At 50.5% G+C, this 23,054-nt stretch carries 19 protein-coding genes; 18 read left to right on the top strand and 1 reads right to left on the bottom strand.

Annotated features, from left to right (window positions below; genetic code table 11):
- The first annotated feature begins 1 nt into the window (after position 1).
- The 15 genes from HYT79_03190 to HYT79_03120 all read left to right on the top strand — a co-directional run bounded on the left by HYT79_03190 (position 2) and on the right by HYT79_03120 (position 16,180).
- Positions 2–604, top strand: coding sequence for a metallophosphoesterase (locus HYT79_03190; protein MBI2069582.1), 603 nt, complete (start codon positions 2–4; stop codon positions 602–604).
- Positions 605–1,055: 451 nt separating this feature from the next.
- Positions 1,056–1,295 (top strand): hypothetical protein, encoded by a 240-nt coding sequence (locus HYT79_03185; protein ID MBI2069581.1) that lies wholly within the window; start codon positions 1,056–1,058, stop codon positions 1,293–1,295.
- Between the two features lie 159 nt (positions 1,296–1,454).
- A complete protein-coding gene (locus HYT79_03180; protein ID MBI2069580.1) occupies positions 1,455–2,288 on the top strand; it encodes a hypothetical protein in 834 nt (277 codons plus the stop codon).
- Positions 2,285–2,509, top strand: a complete 225-nt coding sequence (locus HYT79_03175; protein MBI2069579.1) for a helix-turn-helix domain-containing protein — start codon at positions 2,285–2,287, stop codon at positions 2,507–2,509. The genes HYT79_03180 and HYT79_03175 overlap by 4 nt, the downstream gene beginning before the upstream one ends.
- A gap of 11 nt (positions 2,510–2,520) precedes the next feature.
- Positions 2,521–3,618, top strand: a complete 1,098-nt coding sequence (locus HYT79_03170; GenBank protein ID MBI2069578.1) for a tyrosine-type recombinase/integrase — start codon at positions 2,521–2,523, stop codon at positions 3,616–3,618.
- Between the two features lie 231 nt (positions 3,619–3,849).
- Positions 3,850–4,743 carry a hypothetical protein gene (locus tag HYT79_03165; protein MBI2069577.1) on the top strand — a complete coding sequence of 298 codons (894 nt, stop codon included), beginning with the start codon at positions 3,850–3,852 and terminating at the stop codon, positions 4,741–4,743.
- Positions 4,731–5,543 (top strand): ParA family protein, encoded by an 813-nt coding sequence (locus HYT79_03160; GenBank protein ID MBI2069576.1) that lies wholly within the window; start codon positions 4,731–4,733, stop codon positions 5,541–5,543. The genes HYT79_03165 and HYT79_03160 overlap by 13 nt, the downstream gene beginning before the upstream one ends.
- Positions 5,497–6,348, top strand: coding sequence for a ParB/RepB/Spo0J family partition protein (locus HYT79_03155; protein ID MBI2069575.1), 852 nt, complete (start codon positions 5,497–5,499; stop codon positions 6,346–6,348). Before HYT79_03160 ends, HYT79_03155 begins: the two co-directional genes overlap by 47 nt.
- A gap of 3 nt (positions 6,349–6,351) precedes the next feature.
- The gene (locus HYT79_03150) at positions 6,352–6,960 is read left to right on the top strand and encodes a hypothetical protein (protein MBI2069574.1); all 609 of its coding nucleotides are present in this window, start codon (positions 6,352–6,354) and stop codon (positions 6,958–6,960) included.
- A gap of 245 nt (positions 6,961–7,205) precedes the next feature.
- Positions 7,206–7,865 carry a hypothetical protein gene (locus tag HYT79_03145; protein ID MBI2069573.1) on the top strand — a complete coding sequence of 220 codons (660 nt, stop codon included), beginning with the start codon at positions 7,206–7,208 and terminating at the stop codon, positions 7,863–7,865.
- Positions 7,866–8,170: 305 nt separating this feature from the next.
- On the top strand, positions 8,171–8,536 hold the full coding sequence (locus HYT79_03140; GenBank protein ID MBI2069572.1) for a hypothetical protein: 366 nt from the start codon (positions 8,171–8,173) through the stop codon (positions 8,534–8,536).
- Positions 8,533–11,037: a hypothetical protein gene (locus HYT79_03135; protein ID MBI2069571.1), complete on the top strand. Its 2,505-nt coding sequence runs from the start codon at positions 8,533–8,535 to the stop codon at positions 11,035–11,037. Before HYT79_03140 ends, HYT79_03135 begins: the two co-directional genes overlap by 4 nt.
- 292 nt (positions 11,038–11,329) lie before the next feature.
- Positions 11,330–13,690, top strand: coding sequence for a hypothetical protein (locus HYT79_03130; protein MBI2069570.1), 2,361 nt, complete (start codon positions 11,330–11,332; stop codon positions 13,688–13,690).
- Between the two features lie 212 nt (positions 13,691–13,902).
- Positions 13,903–15,147, top strand: coding sequence for an MFS transporter (locus HYT79_03125; GenBank protein MBI2069569.1), 1,245 nt, complete (start codon positions 13,903–13,905; stop codon positions 15,145–15,147).
- Between the two features lies 1 nt (position 15,148).
- Positions 15,149–16,180 carry a SagB/ThcOx family dehydrogenase gene (locus HYT79_03120; GenBank protein ID MBI2069568.1) on the top strand — a complete coding sequence of 344 codons (1,032 nt, stop codon included), beginning with the start codon at positions 15,149–15,151 and terminating at the stop codon, positions 16,178–16,180.
- Between the two features lie 337 nt (positions 16,181–16,517).
- On the opposite strand, the gene HYT79_03115 is transcribed toward HYT79_03120, so the two are convergent.
- Positions 16,518–18,326: a hypothetical protein gene (locus tag HYT79_03115; GenBank protein MBI2069567.1), complete on the bottom strand. Its 1,809-nt coding sequence runs from the start codon at positions 18,324–18,326 to the stop codon at positions 16,518–16,520.
- A gap of 149 nt (positions 18,327–18,475) precedes the next feature.
- Between HYT79_03115 and HYT79_03110 the strand changes: the two genes are divergently transcribed.
- From HYT79_03110 to HYT79_03100, 3 genes are all read left to right on the top strand, one after another.
- Positions 18,476–19,816, top strand: coding sequence for a hypothetical protein (locus HYT79_03110; GenBank protein MBI2069566.1), 1,341 nt, complete (start codon positions 18,476–18,478; stop codon positions 19,814–19,816).
- A gap of 238 nt (positions 19,817–20,054) precedes the next feature.
- Positions 20,055–20,453: a hypothetical protein gene (locus HYT79_03105; GenBank protein MBI2069565.1), complete on the top strand. Its 399-nt coding sequence runs from the start codon at positions 20,055–20,057 to the stop codon at positions 20,451–20,453.
- 106 nt (positions 20,454–20,559) lie between these two features.
- Positions 20,560–23,022 carry a patatin-like phospholipase family protein gene (locus HYT79_03100; protein ID MBI2069564.1) on the top strand — a complete coding sequence of 821 codons (2,463 nt, stop codon included), beginning with the start codon at positions 20,560–20,562 and terminating at the stop codon, positions 23,020–23,022.
- Positions 23,023–23,054 lie beyond the last annotated feature (32 nt).

Below are 23,054 nucleotides of genomic sequence, written 5' to 3'. Positions count from 1 at the left end.
CATGGCGAAAGTATTCTTTACGGCAGATACTCACTTTAATCACGCTAACGTGATTAAGTATTGTTCCCGCCCATTTGGTTCAGTCGAGGAAATGAATGCCGAATTGATTAGACGCTGGAATACGGTCGTCGGATCTGAAGATGCGGTCTATCATCTTGGTGATTTCGCCTTGGGAAAAAATTCAGAGTGGCCGGGGATTCTTCACCGGCTCAGTGGGGCTAAGAAAATACTGATCCTTGGCAATCATGACCGCAGCGCCCGGCAAATGCTCGAGGGCGGATTCACCGAGGTCCATGAAAAGCTGGAATGGAACGGCTGGATGCTCCAACATCATCCGATCGCCACGAATCGAAAGCTCCTTTGCGGCCATATCCATGAGAAATGGAAGCGTATAGGCTGGGTCATTAATGTAGGGGTGGATGTTTGGGATTTTACTCCAAGGACCATCGAGGAACTCATTAAGGCCGAAGAATCGCCACGGGAATTCAAGTGCCGTTATTGCGGAACCCTGCTTAAGAGATTGCAGAATAATCCTGGTCATCGCGATGGCCGATGCATTTCTATGAGAACAAAGGATCCTGCTGATAAAGACCAGCGGTCTTAGAAAGCTTGTTTTTTCCGAACTTTAACCTGCACGCGCTGAAACTCGTTATAAGACGTTATTTTCATTTCACTTGATTCAAACCTCCTTTCTCGTCGGAAAAAGATTTTTCCGAACAGCCAGTTCGTTATAATTCGTTATAGAACGTTATTGTTTTAGTTCCTTTCCCTTCAATTCCGGAATTTGGCCTCATGGACGCGCTATAGTTTTTTTCATGGAAAGAAAAGCGCCTCGGATGATAAAAAGACAATCTTTTCCGCAACTTAGCGTATGCGTTTTAACGACGTACCCACACGTACCTGTCAGGTCGTTAAATATCGTTGATTTTTCTGACTAAAAAATTGTGCTCGTTCATTTGCCGTACCTCAGCGTACCTTCGGGGTTTTTGACCCGCTCAGGATTGATTTTAGTGGCGCTATAGTGTGGATTGCGTATGCAACAAAAGGAGGTAACCATGGAAAATGACGGAATAGAACGGTATCGCACGATGACGGCTGAGAAGAGGTTCGACAGGAGCGTTGAGATGGTGACATTAGTCGGCAGGCTGGTAGGGGATAAAAGATGGCGTGATCTGTTAAAGAGGGCTCAGGAGTGCCCCAATTGCTCCAAAGCCCTTAAGAAGAAGGGTAGGAATTATTTGGAAACAGGTCTTGAACCCCTAGCTGAGATGGTGGCTGAGAGTTCAGCTAGGTGAAACATGGGGTCCGCCGCCGGCCTTCGTCGGAGAACCGCGGCCAGGGCCGCCCTGCGCCTTCCCGACTCCCCTCCCCCAACCAGTGTGGTTGTGGTAGGGGAGTCGGGAAGTGCTCGGGACTGCGGCCGCCGGCGGGGGTGGGGTTGGAGGTAAAGTTCAATGAATGAAGAATTTAAGGGAAATCTTGAGATTTTGGATAGGGATTCTGGTTCAGGGTGCGAGTTAAATGATAGGGATTTGGCCATATTTTCGTGTCTTGAGGCTCATGGGGCTAGTTCCTTGGGCCAAATTTGGGCTGGGTTCTTTAAGGAAGTTAATAGCGAAACGGTTCCTTGGTTATTTTTGGACCAGGCGGCTTCAGCTAGGGGCATATTCACCAGGGTTTATAAGCGCCTGTTAAAGCTGGTTGAACATGGGTATTTGGAACGCTTGAGCATGCGCCAAAACATGCTTTTTAGGCTTTCCAGTAAAGGACATTGGCAGCTTATTAAAAGGCAGATCAACCGCTTCTCTCATGCTTCTACCGGCTGGCCCAAAGAAGTTGAGCTGCACCATGCCCTTTTAATTAATGCCTGTGCTTTAACATTGACCAAGGGATTGGGGCTTAAGGTGAAATCAGAACGGCAGGTGCGCCAAGAGTTTATGGCCGAGGCCCTCAAAGGCTTTGAGCAAGAAATGGAAGTCGTGCCGGATATGATGGTATTTATCGGGGACCGGCAAAGACGTTTCGAGCTTGAGCTTCATTTAAAAAGCAATGCCCGGTACAAAGAGTATTGGGATTCTTTGGATGCGCCCATGTGCAGCCCAAGACCCTATTTGTTTTATGTTGCCGGGACTCCGGCTATAAAATCCCATCTTCTTGCCCTTGCTGAAGAAGATTATTCTCCCGGGCTTTATGTGTGCGATTTGCAAGATTTTAAGCAGTCACTGGGGCGATGCGAATTTTTTAATCCCTTTGGCCGCAAATTTTCTTTAACTGAGACCATAATATGATCAATGAAGAAGCAGCGCTAAATCAAGATCGGGCGGCGGAAAAGCGCCTTCTCGATATTGAGGGCCTCTGCGAATACCTCAGTCTTCCCAAAAGCACGATTTATACGTGGGTTTGCATCAGAAAAATACCTCCATCGTGCATTGTGAAATTTGGACGGGCATTGCGTTTTGAAGTAGCGGAGATTGATCGCTGGGTAAATGCCCACAAAGTTATAGGGTAAAATAGCTTCTTATGAATAAAGCGAAAGGAATGGGGTCCCTGCGCTTGAGGGGCGATATTTGGTATGTGGACTATCACCACCAGGGAAGGCGCTTTAGAGAGCGCGTGGGTACCAGCAAGACTTTGGCGGTTCAGGCTTTAAATAAAAGACTGACCGAGATAGCCGAGGGAAAATTTTTTCCGGAGCGCAACAAACCCTCGATCACTTTTAGGGAAATGGCGAATTTGTATTGGGAGCATTACGCCAAAACCAAAAAGGGCGCCAGGACGACTTGGCCCTATGTCAAAAAGCTTTCGGAGGTATTCGGGGATAAAAGGCTGGATCAGATCAGCATTTTAGACATTACGGCCTATTTAAACGGACTTAAGGCCAATCTTTCGCCGGCGGCGGTGAACCGCTACCATGCTTTTCTTTCCAGTATTTTTTACCGGGCCATTGATTGGGAGAAGTTTTCGGGGCATAACCCCGCTTCCAAGGTAAAGAAACTACAGGAGGACAATAAGCGGCTGCGCTATTTGTCTCAAGAAGAGATGGCGGCCTTGCTTAAAGCCGCGCATCCAAGGCTTTACCCTGCTTTGGTCTGCGCGATGATGACCGGGATGCGCAAATCCGAGCTTTTGAGTTTGGATTGGAAAAACGTGGACGTTGAAAGGGGCTTTATTTATATTTTGAAATCCAAGTCCGGCAAAAAGAGGGAAATTCCGGTTTCCTCCAAGCTCCGGCAGGTTTTGCTTTCTTTGGGACCGAAAGAGTCCGGCTCCGTATTTGAATTGCCGGAGATTATGATGCGGCGGTATTTTGACCGGGCGCTTAAAGAGGCAGGGATTAGGGATTTTAGATGGCATGATTTGCGCCACACCTTCGCTAGCCACTTTGTGATGCGGACCAAGGATATCCCGGCCTTACAAAGCATTTTGGGCCATGCTACGGCCCAAATGACGCAGCGCTATGCCCATTTGGCCAACAGCCATTTGGCCGTTAACATGGAGATTTTTGATGCGGGAATGGCAGCGGTGAAGCCGCAAGTTCATTTGGAACCGTCCCAAATCCGTCCCAATGTGGAAAAAGATTTGTTGAATATTAGCCTAAAAGTGCTGAATATCAACTAGTTTGGGCCCGTAGCTCAGTGGTAGAGCATCCGACTTTTAAAATGAAGCAACCCTGTGTCAGATGTGGCCGGATGTGCTCTCTCCGTCGAGAAACGGCGGAAGGTTGTGTCAGCAATACCCAAGAGGGCCCTGCTTTTTCCATCGGGATGGACACCTAATGGCCACCTCGCAAAGGTTGTCATTTCCATCCCGCAAAAACTCCTCCTTGATGCTCAGGCATAGGGAGGGAAGATGGAAAGCGCAAGGGGAAAGACGCGTGCGAAATTTGTTCCGCGATCCGGCAATTTCACCGATTCCGACCTGATTGATCCGGTTCGGGTTGCGGACCCGGCTAATGCCTATTTCGGCTGGCTGGACGCCAACATCCTTCACAAGCTCAACGATTTAGAACAAGAAGAATATCTTCTTTATTGTTTTTATTGCCACGCGGCGGCGCTGGATAAATCGCATCAGGGGCTCTCCGACTACGGCTTAACTCCGATTGCGGCCGCGCTTAAGATGTCTCGGGTTAAAATTTTAAAAGCTCGGGAAAACCTCGCCAAAAAGCATCACCTGATCGCCTACCGTACGGTCAAAAACAAAAGTGGCGATACCAGAACCATCGTCCAGGTATTGGCGATGCGGCTCGATGATGTGGTGATTGTCCGTTTCAAAAAAGGCCTTCGCCCACAAGAAAACGGAGTCGGGGGAGGGGGGTTCTCAGGAAAACCCCGGGGGTTTCCAGGAGAACCAGGGGAGTTCCCCGGAGAACCGGGGGAGTTTTCGCGAGAAGGGGGATATCAACAGGGGGTTTCCTGGAGAACCCCTGCGCCGACGGTAGCTGGCTTAGATAGAAACGTTAAAGATTGGAACAAAGAAAATAACGTTGACGTTTCTGATCGCAAGGAATATTTAACGGAACGCATCCTGGAAGAACTTGGCGACGAGCGAAGCGCAGGTTTTTACAGAAAAATCGTTCGTCTTTTACCGGAAGATATTATTCATGAAATTTTGGCCGACACCAGAGAGGCGGATCGAGCCGGACGGATTCGCACCAACAAAGCCCGGTACTTCACCGACCTGGCCATTCGCCACATGAATCAAAACGGAATCAAGTGGAGGAGGGAAAAATCATGGCAGAGATAATCGCGGTTATCAACCAAAAAGGGGGTTCGGGAAAAACTACAACCTGCGTCAACTTGGGCGCGGGCTTGGCTGAGGCGGGACAAAGAGTTCTGATTATTGATCTTGACCCGCAGAGAAACGCCACGCTTCATCTTCTCGGCAAGGAAAAGGCTATGAGCCTATGGCAAAACTCAAAAACCGTCTATGATGTTTTGGCCAAGGACTGCCCTGCTACAGAGGCCGTCGCGGATACTTCCGCTCCAGGGGTAAAAGTCCTGCCTTCTCATATCAGTCTGGCCGGAGCCGACCTTGAGCTAAACGTCATCGGCCGGGAAAAAATCCTTCGGGACAAACTCAGGCCATTGGCCGGGGAGTTTGACTACATTCTTATTGACTGCTCCTCAAGCATCGGGGTATTGACCCTAAACGCGCTTTGCGCAGCTCATTCTGTAATCGTCACTTTGCAGGCGGAGTACCTGGCGCTTGAAGGCATGAGCCAACTAATAAACACGTTGGAATTGGTTCGCCAAAGGCTGGAATGGCCGGTTGAATTTATGGGCGCCCTCATCACCTTCTACGATCAACGAAAACTCCTCTGCCAGCAAGTCGCGCGCCGGGCTGAGGAACATTTCAAAGGCCAAGTTTTTAGAACTAAAATTCGCGATAACGTCAAACTGGCCGAAGCTCCGAGCCACGGTATTCCGGCCATGCTTTACGACCCCGTTTGCCACGGAACCGAAGACTACCGAAATTTGACACAGGAGGTCATGGACTATGTTGAGACGCGCACTCGGAGACAACCCATTGGCGCCGTCCGCTAATCAGGGGGCGCCCGACAAAGACGCAGCGGCGCTTCCTTGGCTCGCCAGGCATTCATTCGCCGGCGCATCCGTGCGGGAAATCAGTATCAATCTCATTGACCCGAATCCCGAACAGCCGCGCAAGCAATTTGATGAAGCCGGGCTTGAAGACTTCGCCCGGTCGATCAAAGACAGGGGCATTCTCCAGCCGGTGACCGTGCGCCCTGCTCAGGACGGCCGCTATGTGCTTTTGATGGGCGAACGCCGCTGGCGTGCGGCTAAGATGGCCGGACTTCAATCCATCCCAGCCTTGATGCGCGCAGACGGCGATTCCCTTGAGCTTGCGTTGATTGAGAATATCCAACGCGAGGACTTGAAACCCGTGGACATGGCCGAGGCCCTTCGGGTTTTAAAAAGCAAGCACGGTTATACTGATGAGGTCTTGGCTAAAGTGGTCGGCAAAAGCCGTTCGTGGGTCACCAATACGCTCGTCATCGTCAAACTGCCCGAGGCCGCGCTTCAAGTGGCTAAGCAGGAGCCAGGTGTCGGCCGGGATGCGCTGATTGAAATCGCCAGGGAAAAAAATCCGCAGAAAGCCCAGGCTCTGCTTGACGGCGTTGTTAAGGGTGAATCCAAGTCAAAAGACTTAAGGAGCCTGCGTGAAAGGCTGGCCAGGCGGTATCAGCGGCACTACCGTTTCCGTTACGCTCCGAAACCGGAAGGCCCTGTTCTTACCATCGTATTTGACAGACCCAATGTCAGCAACGAAGAAATTAAAAAATTTTTGAAACAGGCCCTGATAAGCCTTGATTCAAAGGAGGCATGATCAATGTTCGGCGCCGAACATTCCGCTCAAATCGCAAGAAAATCAGGATGTTTCACCGTGAAACTATTGTTCATGCCGCTTACGTTCTCTCTCTGCACAGCAATGTCGCCACTTTCCGATGCTGCGGAATCAGACCTTTCCTTGTACGTCGCGACCCTAGACCACGCCCGTCTGGCAAGCCTAGAGGACGCCTTAATCATGCGCGGCGTCCCTGCTGTTTCCGCAGAGCGCCGTAAGCTCAAATTAGCCATTAGTCAAAAAAAGCGGCAAATAAGAGAGCTTCAACTTTGGGGTCACGGCCAAGCGTTAGTTGAAAAGTCTGGCGTTAAGAAAACCGCGTCCAAAAATGGCGACGCCAAAGCCGCGATAAGAAAAAATCGGCGCTTTTTCCTGAGCCCCACCCTGGTAACAACCTTGGTAACGCTTGTTACTATGGTTTTCATCCTGCCCCGCCCCCTTTTCCGCCTCAAACCGTCGCTTGGTGGACGCCGGTTTGTTTCCCGACCACCCCCGCCCACCTGCAATGTAGATTGCAAGTTGGGTTGGCCGGGGGTGGTCGGGAAACCAGCGGAAAAGGGGGCGGGGCAGGATGAGTTGGAAAGTCGAATGTAAAAAAATTGGGCGAGGGCCAGAAAGCAAAATCAGAGAGGAGGGGGTAGAAAATGGGTTTAAACCAAGAAGGGGACAGATCAGCGGCAGGGACAGTATTGGAGAAATCGGGATCATGGTCGGTCACGGCTTCACGCGAATGCTTGGAACTTACCGAAAGGGATAAAGAAATTCTATCAGCCTTAGAAATTTACGGGGTCCTAAGCCTTGATCAAGTTTGGGCCGCGTTTTTCAGCCGGGATGACAGTGTGCTGGAAACCCTATTTTTAAATCGGCCCGTTGACTACCGCAGCGGTTCCGGTCACCCGGCTTACGTACGAATGGCCAAACTCCTTCGCTATGAATACGTCCGGCGAACCAGGGTTCCCGATTTTGGCCAAGTTTTCACCCTGACGCCCAGAGGCCATTATTGGCTAAAAAGCAAGGGGAGCGCCATATTTTTTGGATTGCCTCCGGCCTGGCCCAGAGAGGGAAAATTGCGCCACAGCCTGCTCGTCGCCTCGACCGGCCTTTGGTTCTCCCGATGGCTCAAGCTGGAAGCAGTGGCTGAACGGGAACTCATCGCCGGCCTGCGCTCACCAGAAAAGGCAAAAGCAAAGGGCTTTTTTCTTAGAACCCCTCTGCCCGACTTGCTTATTAAACTCAATGGCAGATGGACTCGGGTCGAAGTTGAACTTTCCGAAAAAAGCAAACAACGTTACCTTCGCATGTGGGAAAAATTAAAACCGCCATCAGGCCAACCACATCATTGGATTATTTATATCTGCGGTGACCTAAAGCTTAAAGAAAGGCTCTTGGATTGTGCCCGAGAGGTCTTCGTTCCTGGAATTCATGCAATTTCTATCTCGCATATAACTAATTTTAACGATATTTATGGCGTGGGTATCGGCACTCAGGTCGGCCGCTGATTTCATAATCCGCAGGCCAAAAGACGTCGCCATTACGATGCTTATTTTTCTTCTTATGCTGGCAGGATGGAGGCTTAACAGAGAAAAAAACAGGTCGCACGAATTATCCGCCAAAATTGAAGCGTTGCCGCCGATGCCTTCAACCCCCGAAGGAAAGAAATTTTACGTTACCGGAGGAAACCGGCGAATTGATCGCCGTAGCTTAAAAAAGACTAAGATGACACCTGTCGTCCGAAGGGAATACACGAATTTCTACAGAAGTCGGGTCGCCGCCCAAGGTTTTGAGGAAAGTTAAATCGTTAAACATGGCAGAACTAAACCAAGAACAAGAGGCAAAATCTACTGCATCAAGGACCGAGGCATTGCTCCCTCTGGGTAAAAATTATTTTTATGGGTTGTGGCATTTCGTTCTTCAGAAAGCGCTCATTGATTTTTCGGTCGGCGTCTTATTGTTACTTCCTGCCTATCTGATCTGCGCGGGGCTCCATTGGATAGCGCCGCTTAGAATCAAACCACTTACTGAAATTGGTCTACAGTCCCTAATGGTGTTGGGCTCTATCTATGTCGTGGCATATATTCTTACAGCACTGTTTCGTACTTACAAGGTCCTTCGGTTTGATTTGACTGCTCATTCCTCTACTGCGTCAAGGCCGTCACAGCGCAAGAAGTGATTGAAATCATCCGTCAACAAATGGAACGTGACGCTGCCCGCGAGGGTGCCCAGGCGGCTGTAGCGGTGCGGAACGCCCAAAGGCAAAGCCTTGCCCACCATCTTATTCTTCTTAGCGGGGCATTTTTGGGATTCACAGTTATCTACTTGAGCATTCAAAAGTCCTGGGTGGGAACTCTAGGCGGTCGCGCCGCCTGGATCGGTACGCTCATGGTTATAGTCCTTGCGGAATTTTTTCGACCGAACCAAAAAGTACTCCGATGGGTAGGCCAATCACTCGACACTTTTGTTGAAAGATGGCGCATGGTCCGCGCCACAGATTTTTTGGTGGTACACTACTGGGTATCTATAGCTCTGATTTGGATACCGTTTACCCTCTGGAGTATTGATGCTTTAATTCGCGCACAATACTGGATTTTTCCTGGCGATCCGGCGTTTTTGCAAAACAGAGAGCATATCGCGCAAGCATTTACTTATTCGGCTGGCCTACTTGGCGCACAGTTGACCCTATTCACTTTTATCCTAAGCCATGTATTGGGTCGCTATTCTGGATCTCTGGCGTCCGCCATCATTTGGCATCGCTCCATCGTGGCACTTGTATCCTTTGGGGTACTCTCGCTCGGACTACTCGGCATAGCTCAAATTTGGGGATATCCTCAGACTTTTTCAAGTCTTCCGCATGTGGTTATAATTTTATGCTTTCCTGCCCTGCTGGTTTCCGTATTCGTTTCGCTTGGAAGCATTAACACCGAGCAGGCGATCATTTACGCAGGCAAACATTTTGCGAACCGCCTGCGCCGCCGGTTTAAGGGCCCCTGGCCACACCCTGAAAATATCAGTTGGGTTTGGAGGGCGCTTGCTTCGTACGGATTGGCACTTCGCAGCCCAGATAGAATTTCACCTCTGATTCCTCCGGCGAGGTCGGTCAATGAGGCGATTGTAGCTTCCCGGACGCTGTTTAATGCCGCCAATATTTCACTTCAGGCTGGCCAGGAGGAAGCCTTGGGGGCTAGTCTTTCTGGGCTTGTACTTATTGCAAACGCATATGTCGAGCGACGGAAAGCATACTACGCCGCAGACGATCTTTTTTTTTCTTACCTGAATGATCAAATGGCCGCGCTTATGGGAGCCGCAGTAAAGGCCTCGAATCAACAGCTCCTAACAAACGTTGTTTCTACTGCCGGGATGTTCGGGTATCTGAGTCTAAAAATTGGCCATTTCCCCAAGGATTCTCGCGTTCAAGAGGAGGGCAGGGGTCCCAAGGGGCACAGTCTCGTTATTCACTGGATCGGTATCCTCAAGGAAGCCTTTCTCGCCAGCCATACGCTGCTTCGTACGTCGGCACCATTCGAAGCCCTCTCCCAATTAAAAGGCATAGCTGGCGCGTCTCTGAGGGAGAATGTAGTTGAGGTCGTGACCTTTACTTATCTTCCCACGCTACAGGAGATACAGCGAACTTGTCTTGTAGGGAAAGACAGTTACTACATGACATTGGCGGGACAATGTCTAAGAGACCTTTTGATGGTCTGGTATTACCCAATTCTGCAGCGCGATTGCGGAATTGCAATTCATTACACGCACGAGCGAATGCTTACCGCTACCAAAGAGATGGCGCTACTGCAAATGGCGGTCAGGCCGGGACCGACTTTTGATTTCAGTGATGCCCCCAATGTACTCACGGGGCGTACAGCTAGTGATACTGTGATTCTTCAAGACATTTTCTTTGCCCTTGCGCATAGGGAACGTTCGGAGGCATGGGAGCATCGTGCGTGCGTGGATCAACTAAAAAGTCTTTTTGATTTGATAGCTGTTCTCGGCTGCGTCTCGGCAAAGGGCAGCATCGGTTCATCTCAATATTTTGCCGAAGCATTTTATGAGATGGCCTATTTTGTGCTACGGGGCGTCCCAGGATTACCTTTGCAGGGCGTGGAGGAATTGGAAAAATCCATATTTAAGACCTGGATTGCCTTATACCAATGTTACCGGCAGTCAACGCATCCGGGTGCCTACGACGCCGATCATTCTTTGTTTGCAGCGTTAGGGTTAGCCTCAGCGCTTTGTGCTGAAAATGGCCGATCTTCGTTGAAAACCCAAATAATTTCCGGCACACGCGCGATCCTGGAATTTGTGAGAAAGGAGGCTTCGAATACCAACCAATCCGTTCCTGATGAAACATGGGATTATCTTCAGCTTGTCGGCGCATGGACAAAAGGTCTCCTCGGCGAGGATGCCTTGGCCGAGGAAATCATAGTAGCTGTTTCGTCCGGTCGTCCATTTGTCACCTCCGCTTTTGGCTTCATAGGGTCTTCGGGTGGCCCGCTGAGTAGTCTGGGCTATCCAACAATAATGCATCACGACTACTTTTTCCCCAATTTGCTTCATAGTCAACAATATCTCAACAAAGACGATTGGAAAAGGTTCCACAATCTACAATCCAAAGCTTTGGCTGTTGGCGTGCTATCGCCGTTTGCAGAGGAGATTGAGCGACGTCGTGGCCGATGACGTGGCTGGCTGGTATGCGGAAAATATCCATTAGGGCGCGGGTGAGCCTTGCTTGGTAGAAATTCGTAAACATTCGTAAACAAAATAAATCGTAGGGGCACCGATGATAAAAGTGCACTAATCGTAAACAATCGTAAACAACCGTAAACAAAATTTATAGCAGGGCTGGATTTCGACTTTGCTGTGTTAGAATAAGTGGGTCTGGCTTCAGGGAAAGCTTCCGGCTTTGCCGGGAGCGGGCCAGGGAGAGTGCGCGCCTGCGCGGGCGGGCTTGGTTGCCGGACAGGCAATTATGCACTCTTTATCTTTGGCGTCCACTAAGCCCACCAAGAAATCTCGTTTTATTTCTCGCCTGCCTCATAGCGCTGTTTTTGACGGCGACGAGTTGAAGGCTATCTTCGGTCCTTTAAACACCCGGTCCAATTGGCAGCGCTTATATCAGCGCGTATTTCACATGAATCAAATCGCGCGCAGCGTCGGCGGCGTGAAAATCGTGGCTCAAAAGAAACAGGCCAAATTGCGGGTGTATTATCCGGACTTGGGAGGCATTGGCCTCTTCCTAGCCCAGCTTAAGAGCAGCCGTGGCCCGGTGCTGCAGCTTTTCGCCGAGGCGCTTGAGCGCGTCGCGAGCGCTGATGGGGAGTCTCGCCCGTTGCCCGAAAGGCTTCTTGAAAACCAACTCTCTCATCTTAAAAGCGCTTTTTTGCGGGATTTGGGGGTCTTCGCATCCCTTGACTTGGATGATTTTTGGGTCGATTTTCAGGATAAAAGCGCCAAAAAACCATTCAGCGTCGTCTCCCGGCTTGAGCACCTGATCAAAACGGAGCACCAGGGCGTTGCGCTATTGATGGGCGATGCGAGTGCCGGGAAAACAGCGGTTCTTTACCGTCTCTTATCCCGTTGGAACGAACTCGGGCTTTGGAATAAGGAGGCCCTTTACCTTAATGCAAAGTCTTTGAAATTTGATTGGTCCGGCAGCGCCCCGTTTTGGGCCGGCCAACCGGGCGTTGAGCGGGCCATGGGCGAGCGGCTTGAGGCATTGCTTAAGCAAGGGCGCTTGACGCTTTTTATTGACGGCGTCCATGAAAACCCCGGCTGCCTGGATTTTTTTAACCCCGGGGTCCGGCTCTTTTGGCAGTTGGCCCGCAAAAATTTCGTGGTTTTGACCATGACGCCCGCCTTTCTTGAGACGTTCAAGAAAAGGGGAACGATCGATGAACTGACCCGCGGTCCCTTCTGGCAGAGCGAAATCCCGGCCTGGGACATCGCCGCCTACCGGGCCTTTCTTCGCCGGATCATTCAGGCGAGCGGTAAGTCCAAAGACTTTATCCTTCATGAGGCCCAATCGCGTCTATCCCGGCTTCCAGCCGAGCAAATCGTGGAAAAAACGCGCGTTCGGAGAATCACGCCGTTGGCAGTGCTGGCCATGGCTAATTTTGTCATGGCCAAAGAAGGGCGCATCCCGCAAAGCGAATACGAATTCCTTGATTTTATGAGCTCATATCTCATGGGCCATGCCGCGGCTAAGGCCAACGCTTCTTGGATGACGGACATAGTTTCTTCGATTTTGATGCGCCTTTCCTGGGAGGTGTTCAAGCGCTGCCAAATGGGGCTTTGGCGCGCTTTGCCGGTTAAAGACGCGCATGAAATAATCCAAAACTGCGCTCCTTATTTAGCAGAAAAACACACGGAAATATTCATGTTTCTTCTTCAGCTTCCTTTTATCGAGCACGATGAGCAGGGCGGTTGGATCATGGTGGCCGAGCCTTATGACCATCTTTTTGCGGCGAAATACATTTTGCGCGTCATGGCCAACGGCGACTATAAAATCGCAAGAGAAACGGTGCTCGTCCCCTGGCGCTACAACAATGTGAGCCGCTATCTTTTTCAGGCTCTGGGGCGTCTTCCGGATGAAGAGAAAAGGCGCTATTTCGAGGTCAGTCGCGTTCTTTACCGCACGATATGGAGTGAATGCCTTCAAAGCGAGGACCCATCTTTGGAGACTTCTATCACGCAGACTCTTCATTCATTGGCCTTTGTGGACTTGCCCGAGGTCCGCGAGCTTCTATGGAACGCTTTCGAGGAAGCCAAGGGTAGGCGCGAACTGGTATTGTTGGCCGCGGCCATGGCCCTGGGCTATAGAGGGGAGGAAAAGGCGCTTGAGATTTATGTCCAACGCCTTCGCGACAACCCGAAAGCATTGGACTTTAACCTTACCTATTTCCAGTTTTTTAAGCGTGAAGAGGCCAGCCGGCTTGACTTTAACAGTTATGCACCAGAGGCCACGCCGAATTGGGAGCGGGTATGCGACTGGCTGCTCGATATCTTGGCTTCGCAGGATAGGGATTTTAAATTCTTGCGCCTGCTTTACGCCTTTACGCTGGCCAACTTCCTCAAGACAAAAGGGCCCTCTCCGTTTTTGGTTCCAGACAGCGCAGCGGGGACGCCCGGGAAAGACCGCATCGCGGCTTTTGAGCGAGTTGTTGCGGGCTGGTCCTCCGAAAATGGTGCAGGAGAGGCTCTATGCAATCAATTTTCCGAGCTTAAGCGATGGCTCGACAAGATCAAATCAGTCAAAAAAGGAGGCCGGAATGTTGAAGGGAAAAAGAAACCGCGGCAAGGCGGCCAAAAAGCCCTTAATGTCTGCGTTTAAAGTCAAAAGGATCGCCAAAAAAAGCGAAACGCTTTTTAGCGTTTCCGACACATGAGGAGGGTTATGAAGAAATCGTTGAAGAAATCAAAGAGCGCCAAATCAGCAGCCCGATCAAAGTACGCTATTAGGCGGCTGCCGGTTAAAGTTGAGCGCATGAACACGATACTTGGCTGATAAAGCCCAGCGCCCTTCAATGGGCGCAGATTTTATTTATGAATAACGTACTGAGTCCCCTGCGGGCCGTTTACTTGGTCCGCCTGCTTCAGGCCGCGGCTTATGCCGCCGGCAATCCCTTTTTGTTGCTGCATTTGACGGTTGGCCTGGGTTATTCCGAGGCGGTTGCGGGCAGCGTGATCGCCTTGCGGCTCCTGGTGCCTATTGTTGGAGGTCTCTTGGGCGGCGCCGTTGTCGGAGCGACGGGGATAAAACCCATGTTCTTTTATTCCCTGGCCGCTTTGGCGGCGGGGACACTGGCGTTCATCAATGACTTGGGAAATCCGATAACGCTTTATGTGGGAGCTATCATTTCCGGCCTGGGCGTGAGCGTTTTAAACGTTACTTTCCGCTCCTGCGTCGCCAATTTATCCGAAGAAAAAACGTACGCCAAAAATTTTGCGAGCGTGCACTCAATTGAAAATATCGGCTATGCCCTGGGTCCGGTCATCTCACTTCCATTCGTATCCCAACAAAATTACGCCGGCGCGCTTTTGGCTATGGTCGCGGTCTACTCAATCGGGTGCGCGATCGTGTGGCGCTTCATACCATCCGATTCGACGATTAAGCAGGCCGCTGCAGTCGCGGGACCCGGCGCTGGGACTTCCCGGCTTGGCGCATTCGGCGTCGCCTTCTTGGCTTTCGTTTTCACCTTCAGTGCGATTTTTAAATGGACGGAAATCGGAATCGCGAAACATTTCGCCGATCACTTTCGTTTTGTTCAGGGAACGTCCTATTACTACACCGGTCAAAGTGTTCTGATCGTGTTGCTCACTCCGTTGGTCGGCCGTTGGATTACCCACAGCTCCCGCAGTGTTATGCTTGGCTTTTATTTTGCCGGCAGCCTTATTTTTGTCGCTTCCTTTGCTGCTCTAGGCTTCTATGGGCCCGCGCAAGGCATGGCCGCTCTAGCCATGCTGACTTTGGTATCCACCATGGGTGAGGCATTAGTCGTGCCTTCGCAATCCGCGCTCGTCGCGCAGTTATTAGGCCGTGAGCGCGCTGGGTTCGCCTTCGGCCTATTTGGCTCCACTGTGGCCGCCGGCAGCGCCTTGGGCAGCGCAGGAGGCGGGGTGGCCCTGGGTTGGGCGGCACAGGCGGGCAATCTTCCTGCTTACTGGACCCTATTCGGCGGCACTGGACTCGTGGTTCTATGTCTGATTTATGTCGTCGCGTTTTTAACGAGTAGCCGCAAACCAATTCTATCGATCACACCGCCGGCGCGAACCAACGCTGCCGCCTGACATGAAAAACGGTTTGAAGCGTTCGCCGTCTTTGGTTCTTTATTGGGAAAACGATTCGCTCATTTGCGAAGATTATCTTTCTAAAAAACGGGCTGTTGTCGCTCCTAAGACTATCGAATTGCTTCAAAGTACCGGAAGCGGGAACCCCAGCCCTAGCGCTCGACGCGCTTTGCGTTCTTTAGCCGGCCTAGGGTTCCTTCGCCGCAAGTTAAACAAAACTCAAGTGGAGTTCGGCCGCTGGAAATGGGGTGCGGCCGCCAGGCATTTTTTCTTTAGCACCCAAAACGCCCACCTTAATCCTGTGTCCAAGTCCGAGCGGATGCGCTATGCGCGCCGGATTATTGCTCCTGATCCGATGCCACCAGTTTTGAAATCCTACCCCCAGGCGGCTCAAATCGTCCTTCCCAAACTGGCAAAGCTCGCTCCGGACAGTCGGGTTGCCATGAAAATTATCAATACCAGGCATTTTGCGAAAAAGCCTCTGGCTCTTGAGCAATTAAACGAGCTTTTGTATGTAGCTTGCGGCAAACGCTCGATAATTGATGGGGGGATTTTTGGGAAGCTTTTGGTCAAGGGGTATTATTCCGCGGGGTACCGCCATCCCCTTGAGGTTTATCCGGTTGTTTTCAATGTCCGCGGTCTAAAGCCCGGCGTCTATCATTACAACGTCGACAAACATGCTCTTGAGTTTTTGCGGCCGGGACGGTTTTACAATCAAGTTTGGGAATCCGCCTGCCGTCAGAATTGGATGAAAAATTGTGCCGCTGTGCTCATGGTGACCTCTGTTTTTGAGCGCACAAGCTGGAAATACAGGCACGACTTCGGTTTAAGGGCGATTTTTGGGGAATTCGGCCATCTTTCGCAGGCCTTTTATCAAGCGGCTGCTGGCTTGGGCCTTGGCGCCTGCACCACGTACTCCGTGCGCCACGCTTTGGCTGAGCGTTTGTTGGACGTGGACGGCGTTAATGAAGCATTTATCAGCTTGGTGGTCATTGGACGAAAGAGCCAGGGATTGCGTCAAACCGACCGATAGTTTTTTGATGCAAATTAGTCATAAAGTCGTAATTTTGACGCAATCCCTCCGGATCGCAATCCGTAAGATGTTCGGCGTCATGCTGGCGCTTATCCCCTGACTTCCGCATTGGGACACCCGGGCTATTTATGGATCACTTCGTAGAGTCTGCGCTGTTCCTCATCCATTTTTAACAGCTAACGTTGGATTTCATGGGAACCTGGAAGGCTGTACTATGCAGGTTGCCAAAAAAGACCTTGTATTCCCCTGCCTCAAGATTGAAAAATGAGCCGATTAAAACAACAGCCGAAAAAACGCACAGACTGATGGCTCTATTTATGCGAATCTTTCGGCTATTTTATCGAGGGCAATTCCATGACGGGTCCTCAAATCTAGCCAAAAGACAGTTGGGATCGTAAGCGTCATCCATATCGCCGCAAATTCCCATGGTTTGATTAGGCTGATTGGCCTCGGGTATGCATTTGGCGGGATCCGCTGATCCTCGGGGAAGCTTTCCCAGACTTTGCAAGGCATCAACAGCAGCTTTGGCATAGGCGATATGGCCTTGGGGATTCGGATGGCCGAAGGAAGCCCAAAGACATATGGGATCGTTGGCTCTTTTTAAAATACGGCAGATTGGGCGCCTGTTGTCAGCCATAGGATCAATGGGAGTGGGATCATTCCATGGAAGAGGACCGTCCGTCAATTCCCATAGAGTCGGTTGTGGAAATCCATCCAGCCGAACAGGCGCAAAAATAATGTTTCTTTGCCGCGGGTCCGGGCCATTGGCTTCCTGGACCGCTCCAGCCAAGGCTCTCTTGGTATTTGTTTCCCATAAATCGGCGCGCTGTTCGATTCTGGTTCTCGTTTGTTCATCGGGAGAGTTATGACCCAATCCCGGGAATGGCGCCTTTAACCTTTCCCAGCCGCCAAAGAATTCCGGTTTGAACGCATAATAACCCATCAATACAATAGGCGTATCAGGAAAGCTTCGCTTTAAAACGTTCAACAAACCCTTGACCCTAAAACCGCATTTATCATCCACCACGTCTCTGAAGCTATCGAGGGGATTATCGAGGGGAAAAAAGTTGATGGCCGAGCCTGCGCAATTGTCTTTAAAGTTAGGGAAAGCGAAAAAACACAACAGATTTTCGATGGAGACGTCATTGAGGCAACCGTTGACTAAAATAAGGTCCAACTTTTGGTCGTAAGGGTGCTCTTTGAAACTCTCAGCCTGGCAAACTAGACGGGTCCCGCGATGTTCCTTGTTGTCGGTATAGTCATCGCCCATTTCTCCGGGTATTTCCTTGTCCAAGATGGTTCGAGTGCATGGGGCCGGAGGACCCTCGGGGTCTTCGACCGTGGCTCCGGATTGGGCAAATCGGTAAAGACGCGCGCCTCTGCCAAGCTCCGAGGCCATGGCTTGGGCCACGATTGCTTGAAACTTATTCCGTTCATTGAGTCCCTGACCCCAGCCAACAGACTCGCCTATGGCCAATATATCCACAACTCCTTGTTTTGTCAGCTGGAAAACAGCTGGTGAGTTCGGTTTGGTGAATATTTTGACTGTTGCTGTTGCAGGATAAGCCGGAACAATCTCATCGGGGATCAGAAGGCCTAGGCGATGGCGGGCAGTATCTGTGGATGGAATTGGAAATCTTACGTGAGATGGCTGAAGCCACACAATGGCTGCCGGCGGTTCGTTGTAGAGTTCTTGTTTGGCCCGTATTTCGTTATTGAGAATGAATGCCAATTCCCTCGAAATGCTGCTGCGCGGATCATAATTTTGGGTGTAAATAGTCGTTGGTGCGATGAGAGCGATAGGCCAGGAGCCGTCTGATCTTTCGATTTTTCCTTGAAACAAAGGCATCCCGGCGTTTTCGATAGTAATAATGAAACCCCAAAACCGCGAACCGTCAGGGCCCCTCAATAGATAATCGGGCTCAAAAATCATGTCTTTCGTATCGGCGTTTTGCTCCTTGATATTGACGCGAGTCAGCCCCTCTCTTTGGTCAATTAGCAGTTTTGAATCGCTTAAGATCGGTCCTGATGGCGACGCTGTGCTTCCACGGAACGTTCGATGGCAGCTTGAGCCCTGAAGGAAATACATTGCCGTTGCCAAGGCGATGTATTTAAGCGGCGTGACGAAACTCTCGGCGGTTTTCATTTTTTCCCCCACAGGAAAATCCTGCTTGGATTTTCCAAATAAACACGCTTAAGCTTGAATATGGTTTGTCCAGCATCCTATAAATTAAGCGAATATTTAGAAAACCACTGGCGGCATTTGATTTTGCAAGTTATGCTTTTGAAAGGCGTATGAATAAGGGTCGCTTTACCACCGAAGCGTTGGTCTCGTTGGTTGCCCTTTTGACGTTTACCGGCTGCGCCTCCATGGAGAAGCAAATGCAGACCGTGGCCAAGGACTGGTCCATGTTGATTCGGGCGAGCCAGGTTATCCCCGTTTATCCGTTGACCGAGGATTTACAACCAGGGGACATCTTTTTAGTTGAAACCCCTATTCAAAAGCAAACCCAGCAGTACAAAGAGGAGGGATTTTTGCCGCTTGATCAACATTTGGCCCGTCTTCATGGCTTGGATTATGGCGGCTTTTATGAGGAATCATATGGCGTTGACAAATTGCCCAATACCCCTCATCATTGGCAATTCCCGGAGACAGCTAGGGCCCGAAAATCCGATGCCTGCAAGCCACGGGGGGATAGTTTGGGGTCGACTTTAGATATAGAGAAAACGGATTGGTGTTTGGCGCCTCGAGCCGCCTTCCCCAGCTATGCTTTTGAGGTCAAAAAAGGAGTTGGGGCCAAGCTGGCGCTGCCCGTCCAGGGCGTTCCCATCGGACTTTCCTTCATGCGTACTGATTCAGCTGCAGGCGCGGTCACCATTGCCGATGCCTATACTTATGGCGTTTCCCTGGCTGAACTCCAGGATAAGGTTTTGGGATGGGCGAAGCAGGAAAAGAACCGCGAAATGCTCCAACAGATTCAGGAGATTGCTGGCCATGAAATTTACCTTCGAGTTATTAACCGAGTCTACCTTACTGGCCGCGTGGTTGTGTCCATGACTAACACCAGAACCAGCGGCGCTGAAGCTAAAGGTGGGGCCGAGAAAACGGTTGCCATTCCGGAAGCTAGCACCGACGCGGCCAAAGGTTACGAAACGATGCGGCAAAAGCTTAACGAGGGCCTGGAAAAGACTCTTCCCGGAGGAGCGCTTAAGGTACTTCAGGGTTCTCATCGCAGCGTGACCCTTTCGGAAACCTTCCCTAGGCCATTAGTGGTCGGCTATCTTGGCTTTGATTTTTCGGTGCAAAAAGATGGCAGTTTGGGCGCTCCCATAGCTACGCGATCCGGGCTTTTAGGGATTAAACGTCCCTTCGAGCAGATTCGGGAAGATTATGTCGCCATACGAGCCGAGATTGACCGGCTGGATGATCCGACAAAGGCCGATATTTACGAAAAGGCCGCCAAAAGCCTTGGCGATGAATTTTTTGGCCTGTACGAAGGTTACAAGAAGGAAGAAAAGAATCCAGGCAATGCTTTTGCCCGGGCCAAGATTCGGCATTCCGTTGGCAAGTCTCAAGACGAACTGCTTAGAAGGATTATTAAGGCGTTAAAAAACGTTGCCCAAGAGGTCAAATAAATGCCCAAAAAAAGTGAAGACTTTCCTATATCTGACGATTGGTCCAATGAGGATTTTGGCAAGTGGATTATGACAACGCTTGATGAGCCAAACGTTAAATCAATTTCAATCCTCAGGCAAAATGGCAAAAAGATCGCCCGGGTTCATTACAAGTAACTGCCATGAAGTGGCGCAGACATTATGATTTTGAACCAAAGAAGTCGGTGTTCGCAGAATTTTTATAGCGCGGAGGCGATTTATGGATGAATGGGTTCCTCGGATCGGTTCGGCTTCGTTGGGCGTTGTTATTTTTTGGGTGGTCTGTTATTTCGTGCGACGTTTTGAAAAATTCACATTAAAAACTTTAACCTCGGTGATCGGTTTGTTGGTTGGCGGCGCAGTGGTCAAATTTGTGGGGGATGACAAGACGCTTTTGGCGTGGTATGCCATCGGCCTCGGGGTTGGTTTTATTTTGTATTTGATTTCTTCGTATTTTCCGCCGCCTGGCGGCGGATGGTTTTGGACGAATACCGACAGTAGCGGCGGATTTGGAAATCAGGGAGGCAGAGGTGCCTCTAGGGGTGACGGCGGAACTGCTGGAGGTGGAGGAAAGTCTGGAGGAAGGGGTGGGAGTATATTTCGACCGCCGTCTCCTTAGCAATGGCTATCCCGTTCCAAATTTTTTTCAGAGGCGGCCGCATTCTGGGCGCCATATCTGTTGTGATTGAACCGTGACGGACGAATCGATTTCTTTGGAAAAAATCATATCGTTTGTTCAATCACTCAATCTCGATCCATCAAATCCTAATCCTAGCGCTCAGACAACCAAACCACGCCCCGGAAAGCTGGGTCTCGCTCTCTCGGGGGGCGGATTCCGGGCCTCCCTTTTTCACCTGGGGGTACTTAGGCGTTTGGCTGAACTTGATCTCTTGAGGCACGTAAGCGTTTTATCCACCGTGTCCGGCGGATCAATTGTCGGCGCTTTATATCTTCTCCATTTAAAAAAGCGTCTTGAGGAATCGTCTAAACCGCTGGCAGGAGCGGATTATGTCCAGATAATCATCGAGGTCGAGCGGGACTTTTATTCAGGCGTCAATAAAAGCCTTCGAAACCGGCTTTTGTTTGATCTTTGGGATAACATCAGACTGTTTTGTACCAATCTGGGCTTGGGAAAGCTGATGTCGTTGATTTATGCCAGGCATCTATACGGCAAGGTGACACGATCGCTTAGGATACCGGACGGGGCCCCCTTAAAAGACGTCATGTTTTTCCGTGATAGAAATCAGCCAAAACAAATCGGTCTGGCCGCTGGCTTGGAGGGTTTCAACGCAGTTAATCCCGATTGCATTCCCAAATTTATCATCAATGCCACGTGTCTTAACACGGGCAAGCCGTTCCGATTTACTTTGGTTGAAGTCGGTGATCCAGAATTGGGTTTTATCCGTCGGGATGAAGCTCATTTGATCAGACACTATAAATGGCTTCTGAGTCTGGCTCATCGCGATGGCGAGTCTTTGGAGCGGAGCGTAGGTCGCTGGCAAGAAGAGGTAAAAATAGATCGCCCGGTTTTTAGCCACCTTTACTGGTGGGTGAGTGTTCAAGAGGTGTTAGCCCAGGAGAAGGAATTTCCGACAGAGACTGTTTCATCCTTGTTTAGAGAGAAAATGAGCAAAATTCAAGTGAAAATGGAGGATAATCCGACCCTGCATCTGTTAATGTCCGATTGGGACGCCTCGCGTCATCTTGCCCTTTCAAAATTCAGTCATCTTCGACGGGCCAAGCTTGCTGCTTGGTACCTTCAAGACGAAGGAGGATGGGATGAAGTCGACAGGCGCGACGGTTTCACGCATCACGAGCACCGTGATCGGCTTTGGAATGCGTTGAAGGACATCGACGCTTCAATGGCCGAAAAATTGGAAGGCCAAATGGCAGAAATTTCTAACTTTCTGCACTCGCTTTATCGTTTTCTTCTCGATCTTTACTATTTCAGAAGCGCAGAGGCTTTTGCTTGGACAGCGCCGGAGAGCTTGGAAAAACTGACGTTAGCTGATGCTGTGGCTGCTTCGGCCAATTTTCCTCCCGTATTCCCACCCTATAAGATTTTGGGGCTTTATGATCCTGGCAAGGTCAGCGTTCTTTCTTTGACGGATGGCGGTGTCTTTGACAATCAGGGAATTGAGGCACTGTTGGAGGAAGACTGTACGCATATTATCGCAAGCGACGCGGGGGGCTTGCTCGGCCGTGAGGAGCGGTCTCACGACAGCCGGTTGCCCATGATGACCCGTATAGCCGGAGTCCTGATGAGCAATGTGCGCGATCTTCAATTGCGGTCGCTCCGGGAGAAACGCCGCGTCAGCGCGGGCAAAGACCAGGCGGTGGCCCGACGATCGTCGGCGCCTGACTGGGAAGATTTGGCTTCGCGCTATAACCTTGAAGCCGTCGTTTTTTTCCATATGAATTCAAATCCCAATGACGGTAAACCGGACCCCAATCAGCCCAGGCCGCTTCCGGCTCACCCGGATCAAGAGGAGATCGCGCATTTAAGAACGGATTTAGACCTTTTCAATCAGATCGAACAGGAGTCCCTAATCTATCATGGCTATCAATTGGCTGACAGATTCGTCAGGCGATTTATTCCTGGTTCATTTATCCAGGGGACGCTTATACCACAAGCGCCATTTCCCTTGGCCGGGTCCCAAGCCGAGCGAAAGAGGATGACGGAGATTTTGAAGGCTGGAGGAGCGAGTCTCTTTCGCCTGGGTAAGGTTTTTCCAATGGTGCGCTGCAGCATGCTGGGAGCGCTTCTGGTCTCCCTGGCGCTGTCGCTTTCCCAGATTTCCCTCGCTGAGGCGGGCCATTGGCTAATGAAAGCTTTGACTTGGGCGATCCGTCACCCATTCTTCGTTCCGGCAATTAAAATTCCCCTTGAGAGATGGTGGTCGAGCCTTGTCGTTTTTGGGTTCTTTTCCTTGTTGGGCTTTTTCTGGATTAGATGGCCGGCTATCGAGCTTGGGTTGATTAAGTTTTTTTTGTTGATTATGCGAGACATGGGTTGGCGAAGATACCTATACGCGACGCGCATAGCCTCAATCATAGGGTTGTTGCGATACAACATTTTATGGGTTTTTTGGTTGATGCCCCTTTTATTATCCTTGGTCGTGTGGTTAATCGCCGCGCTGCTTTGGATTATCGATGGATTTTTGTGGGCAAAGATTGGAAGAAGATAATGCCAACACTGCCCGATTTAGAGAGAGAGCAT

This window comes from Elusimicrobiota bacterium (genome assembly GCA_016180815.1).
GTDB lineage: Bacteria > Elusimicrobiota > Elusimicrobia > JACQPE01 > JACQPE01 > JACPAN01.
The sequence above is the reverse complement of the archived record's forward strand: the minus strand, read 5'-3'. Positions and strand labels throughout refer to the sequence as shown.

What these genes read in the sequence shown, in the direction of transcription:
- HYT79_03190 (MBI2069582.1), top strand. Translation starts at nt 2, where the DNA reads ATGGCGAAAGTATTCTTTACGGCAGATACTCACTTTAATCACGCTAAC.
- HYT79_03185 (MBI2069581.1), top strand. Translation starts at nt 1,056, where the DNA reads ATGGAAAATGACGGAATAGAACGGTATCGCACGATGACGGCTGAGAAG.
- HYT79_03180 (MBI2069580.1), top strand. Translation starts at nt 1,455, where the DNA reads ATGAATGAAGAATTTAAGGGAAATCTTGAGATTTTGGATAGGGATTCT.
- HYT79_03175 (MBI2069579.1), top strand. Translation starts at nt 2,285, where the DNA reads ATGATCAATGAAGAAGCAGCGCTAAATCAAGATCGGGCGGCGGAAAAG.
- HYT79_03170 (MBI2069578.1), top strand. Translation starts at nt 2,521, where the DNA reads ATGAATAAAGCGAAAGGAATGGGGTCCCTGCGCTTGAGGGGCGATATT.
- HYT79_03165 (MBI2069577.1), top strand. Translation starts at nt 3,850, where the DNA reads ATGGAAAGCGCAAGGGGAAAGACGCGTGCGAAATTTGTTCCGCGATCC.
- HYT79_03160 (MBI2069576.1), top strand. Translation starts at nt 4,731, where the DNA reads ATGGCAGAGATAATCGCGGTTATCAACCAAAAAGGGGGTTCGGGAAAA.
- HYT79_03155 (MBI2069575.1), top strand. Translation starts at nt 5,497, where the DNA reads ATGTTGAGACGCGCACTCGGAGACAACCCATTGGCGCCGTCCGCTAAT.
- HYT79_03150 (MBI2069574.1), top strand. Translation starts at nt 6,352, where the DNA reads ATGTTCGGCGCCGAACATTCCGCTCAAATCGCAAGAAAATCAGGATGT.
- HYT79_03140 (MBI2069572.1), top strand. Translation starts at nt 8,171, where the DNA reads ATGGCAGAACTAAACCAAGAACAAGAGGCAAAATCTACTGCATCAAGG.
- HYT79_03130 (MBI2069570.1), top strand. Translation starts at nt 11,330, where the DNA reads ATGCACTCTTTATCTTTGGCGTCCACTAAGCCCACCAAGAAATCTCGT.
- HYT79_03125 (MBI2069569.1), top strand. Translation starts at nt 13,903, where the DNA reads ATGAATAACGTACTGAGTCCCCTGCGGGCCGTTTACTTGGTCCGCCTG.
- HYT79_03120 (MBI2069568.1), top strand. Translation starts at nt 15,149, where the DNA reads ATGAAAAACGGTTTGAAGCGTTCGCCGTCTTTGGTTCTTTATTGGGAA.
- HYT79_03115 (MBI2069567.1), bottom strand. Translation starts at nt 18,326, where the DNA reads ATGAAAACCGCCGAGAGTTTCGTCACGCCGCTTAAATACATCGCCTTG.
- HYT79_03110 (MBI2069566.1), top strand. Translation starts at nt 18,476, where the DNA reads ATGAATAAGGGTCGCTTTACCACCGAAGCGTTGGTCTCGTTGGTTGCC.
- HYT79_03105 (MBI2069565.1), top strand. Translation starts at nt 20,055, where the DNA reads ATGGATGAATGGGTTCCTCGGATCGGTTCGGCTTCGTTGGGCGTTGTT.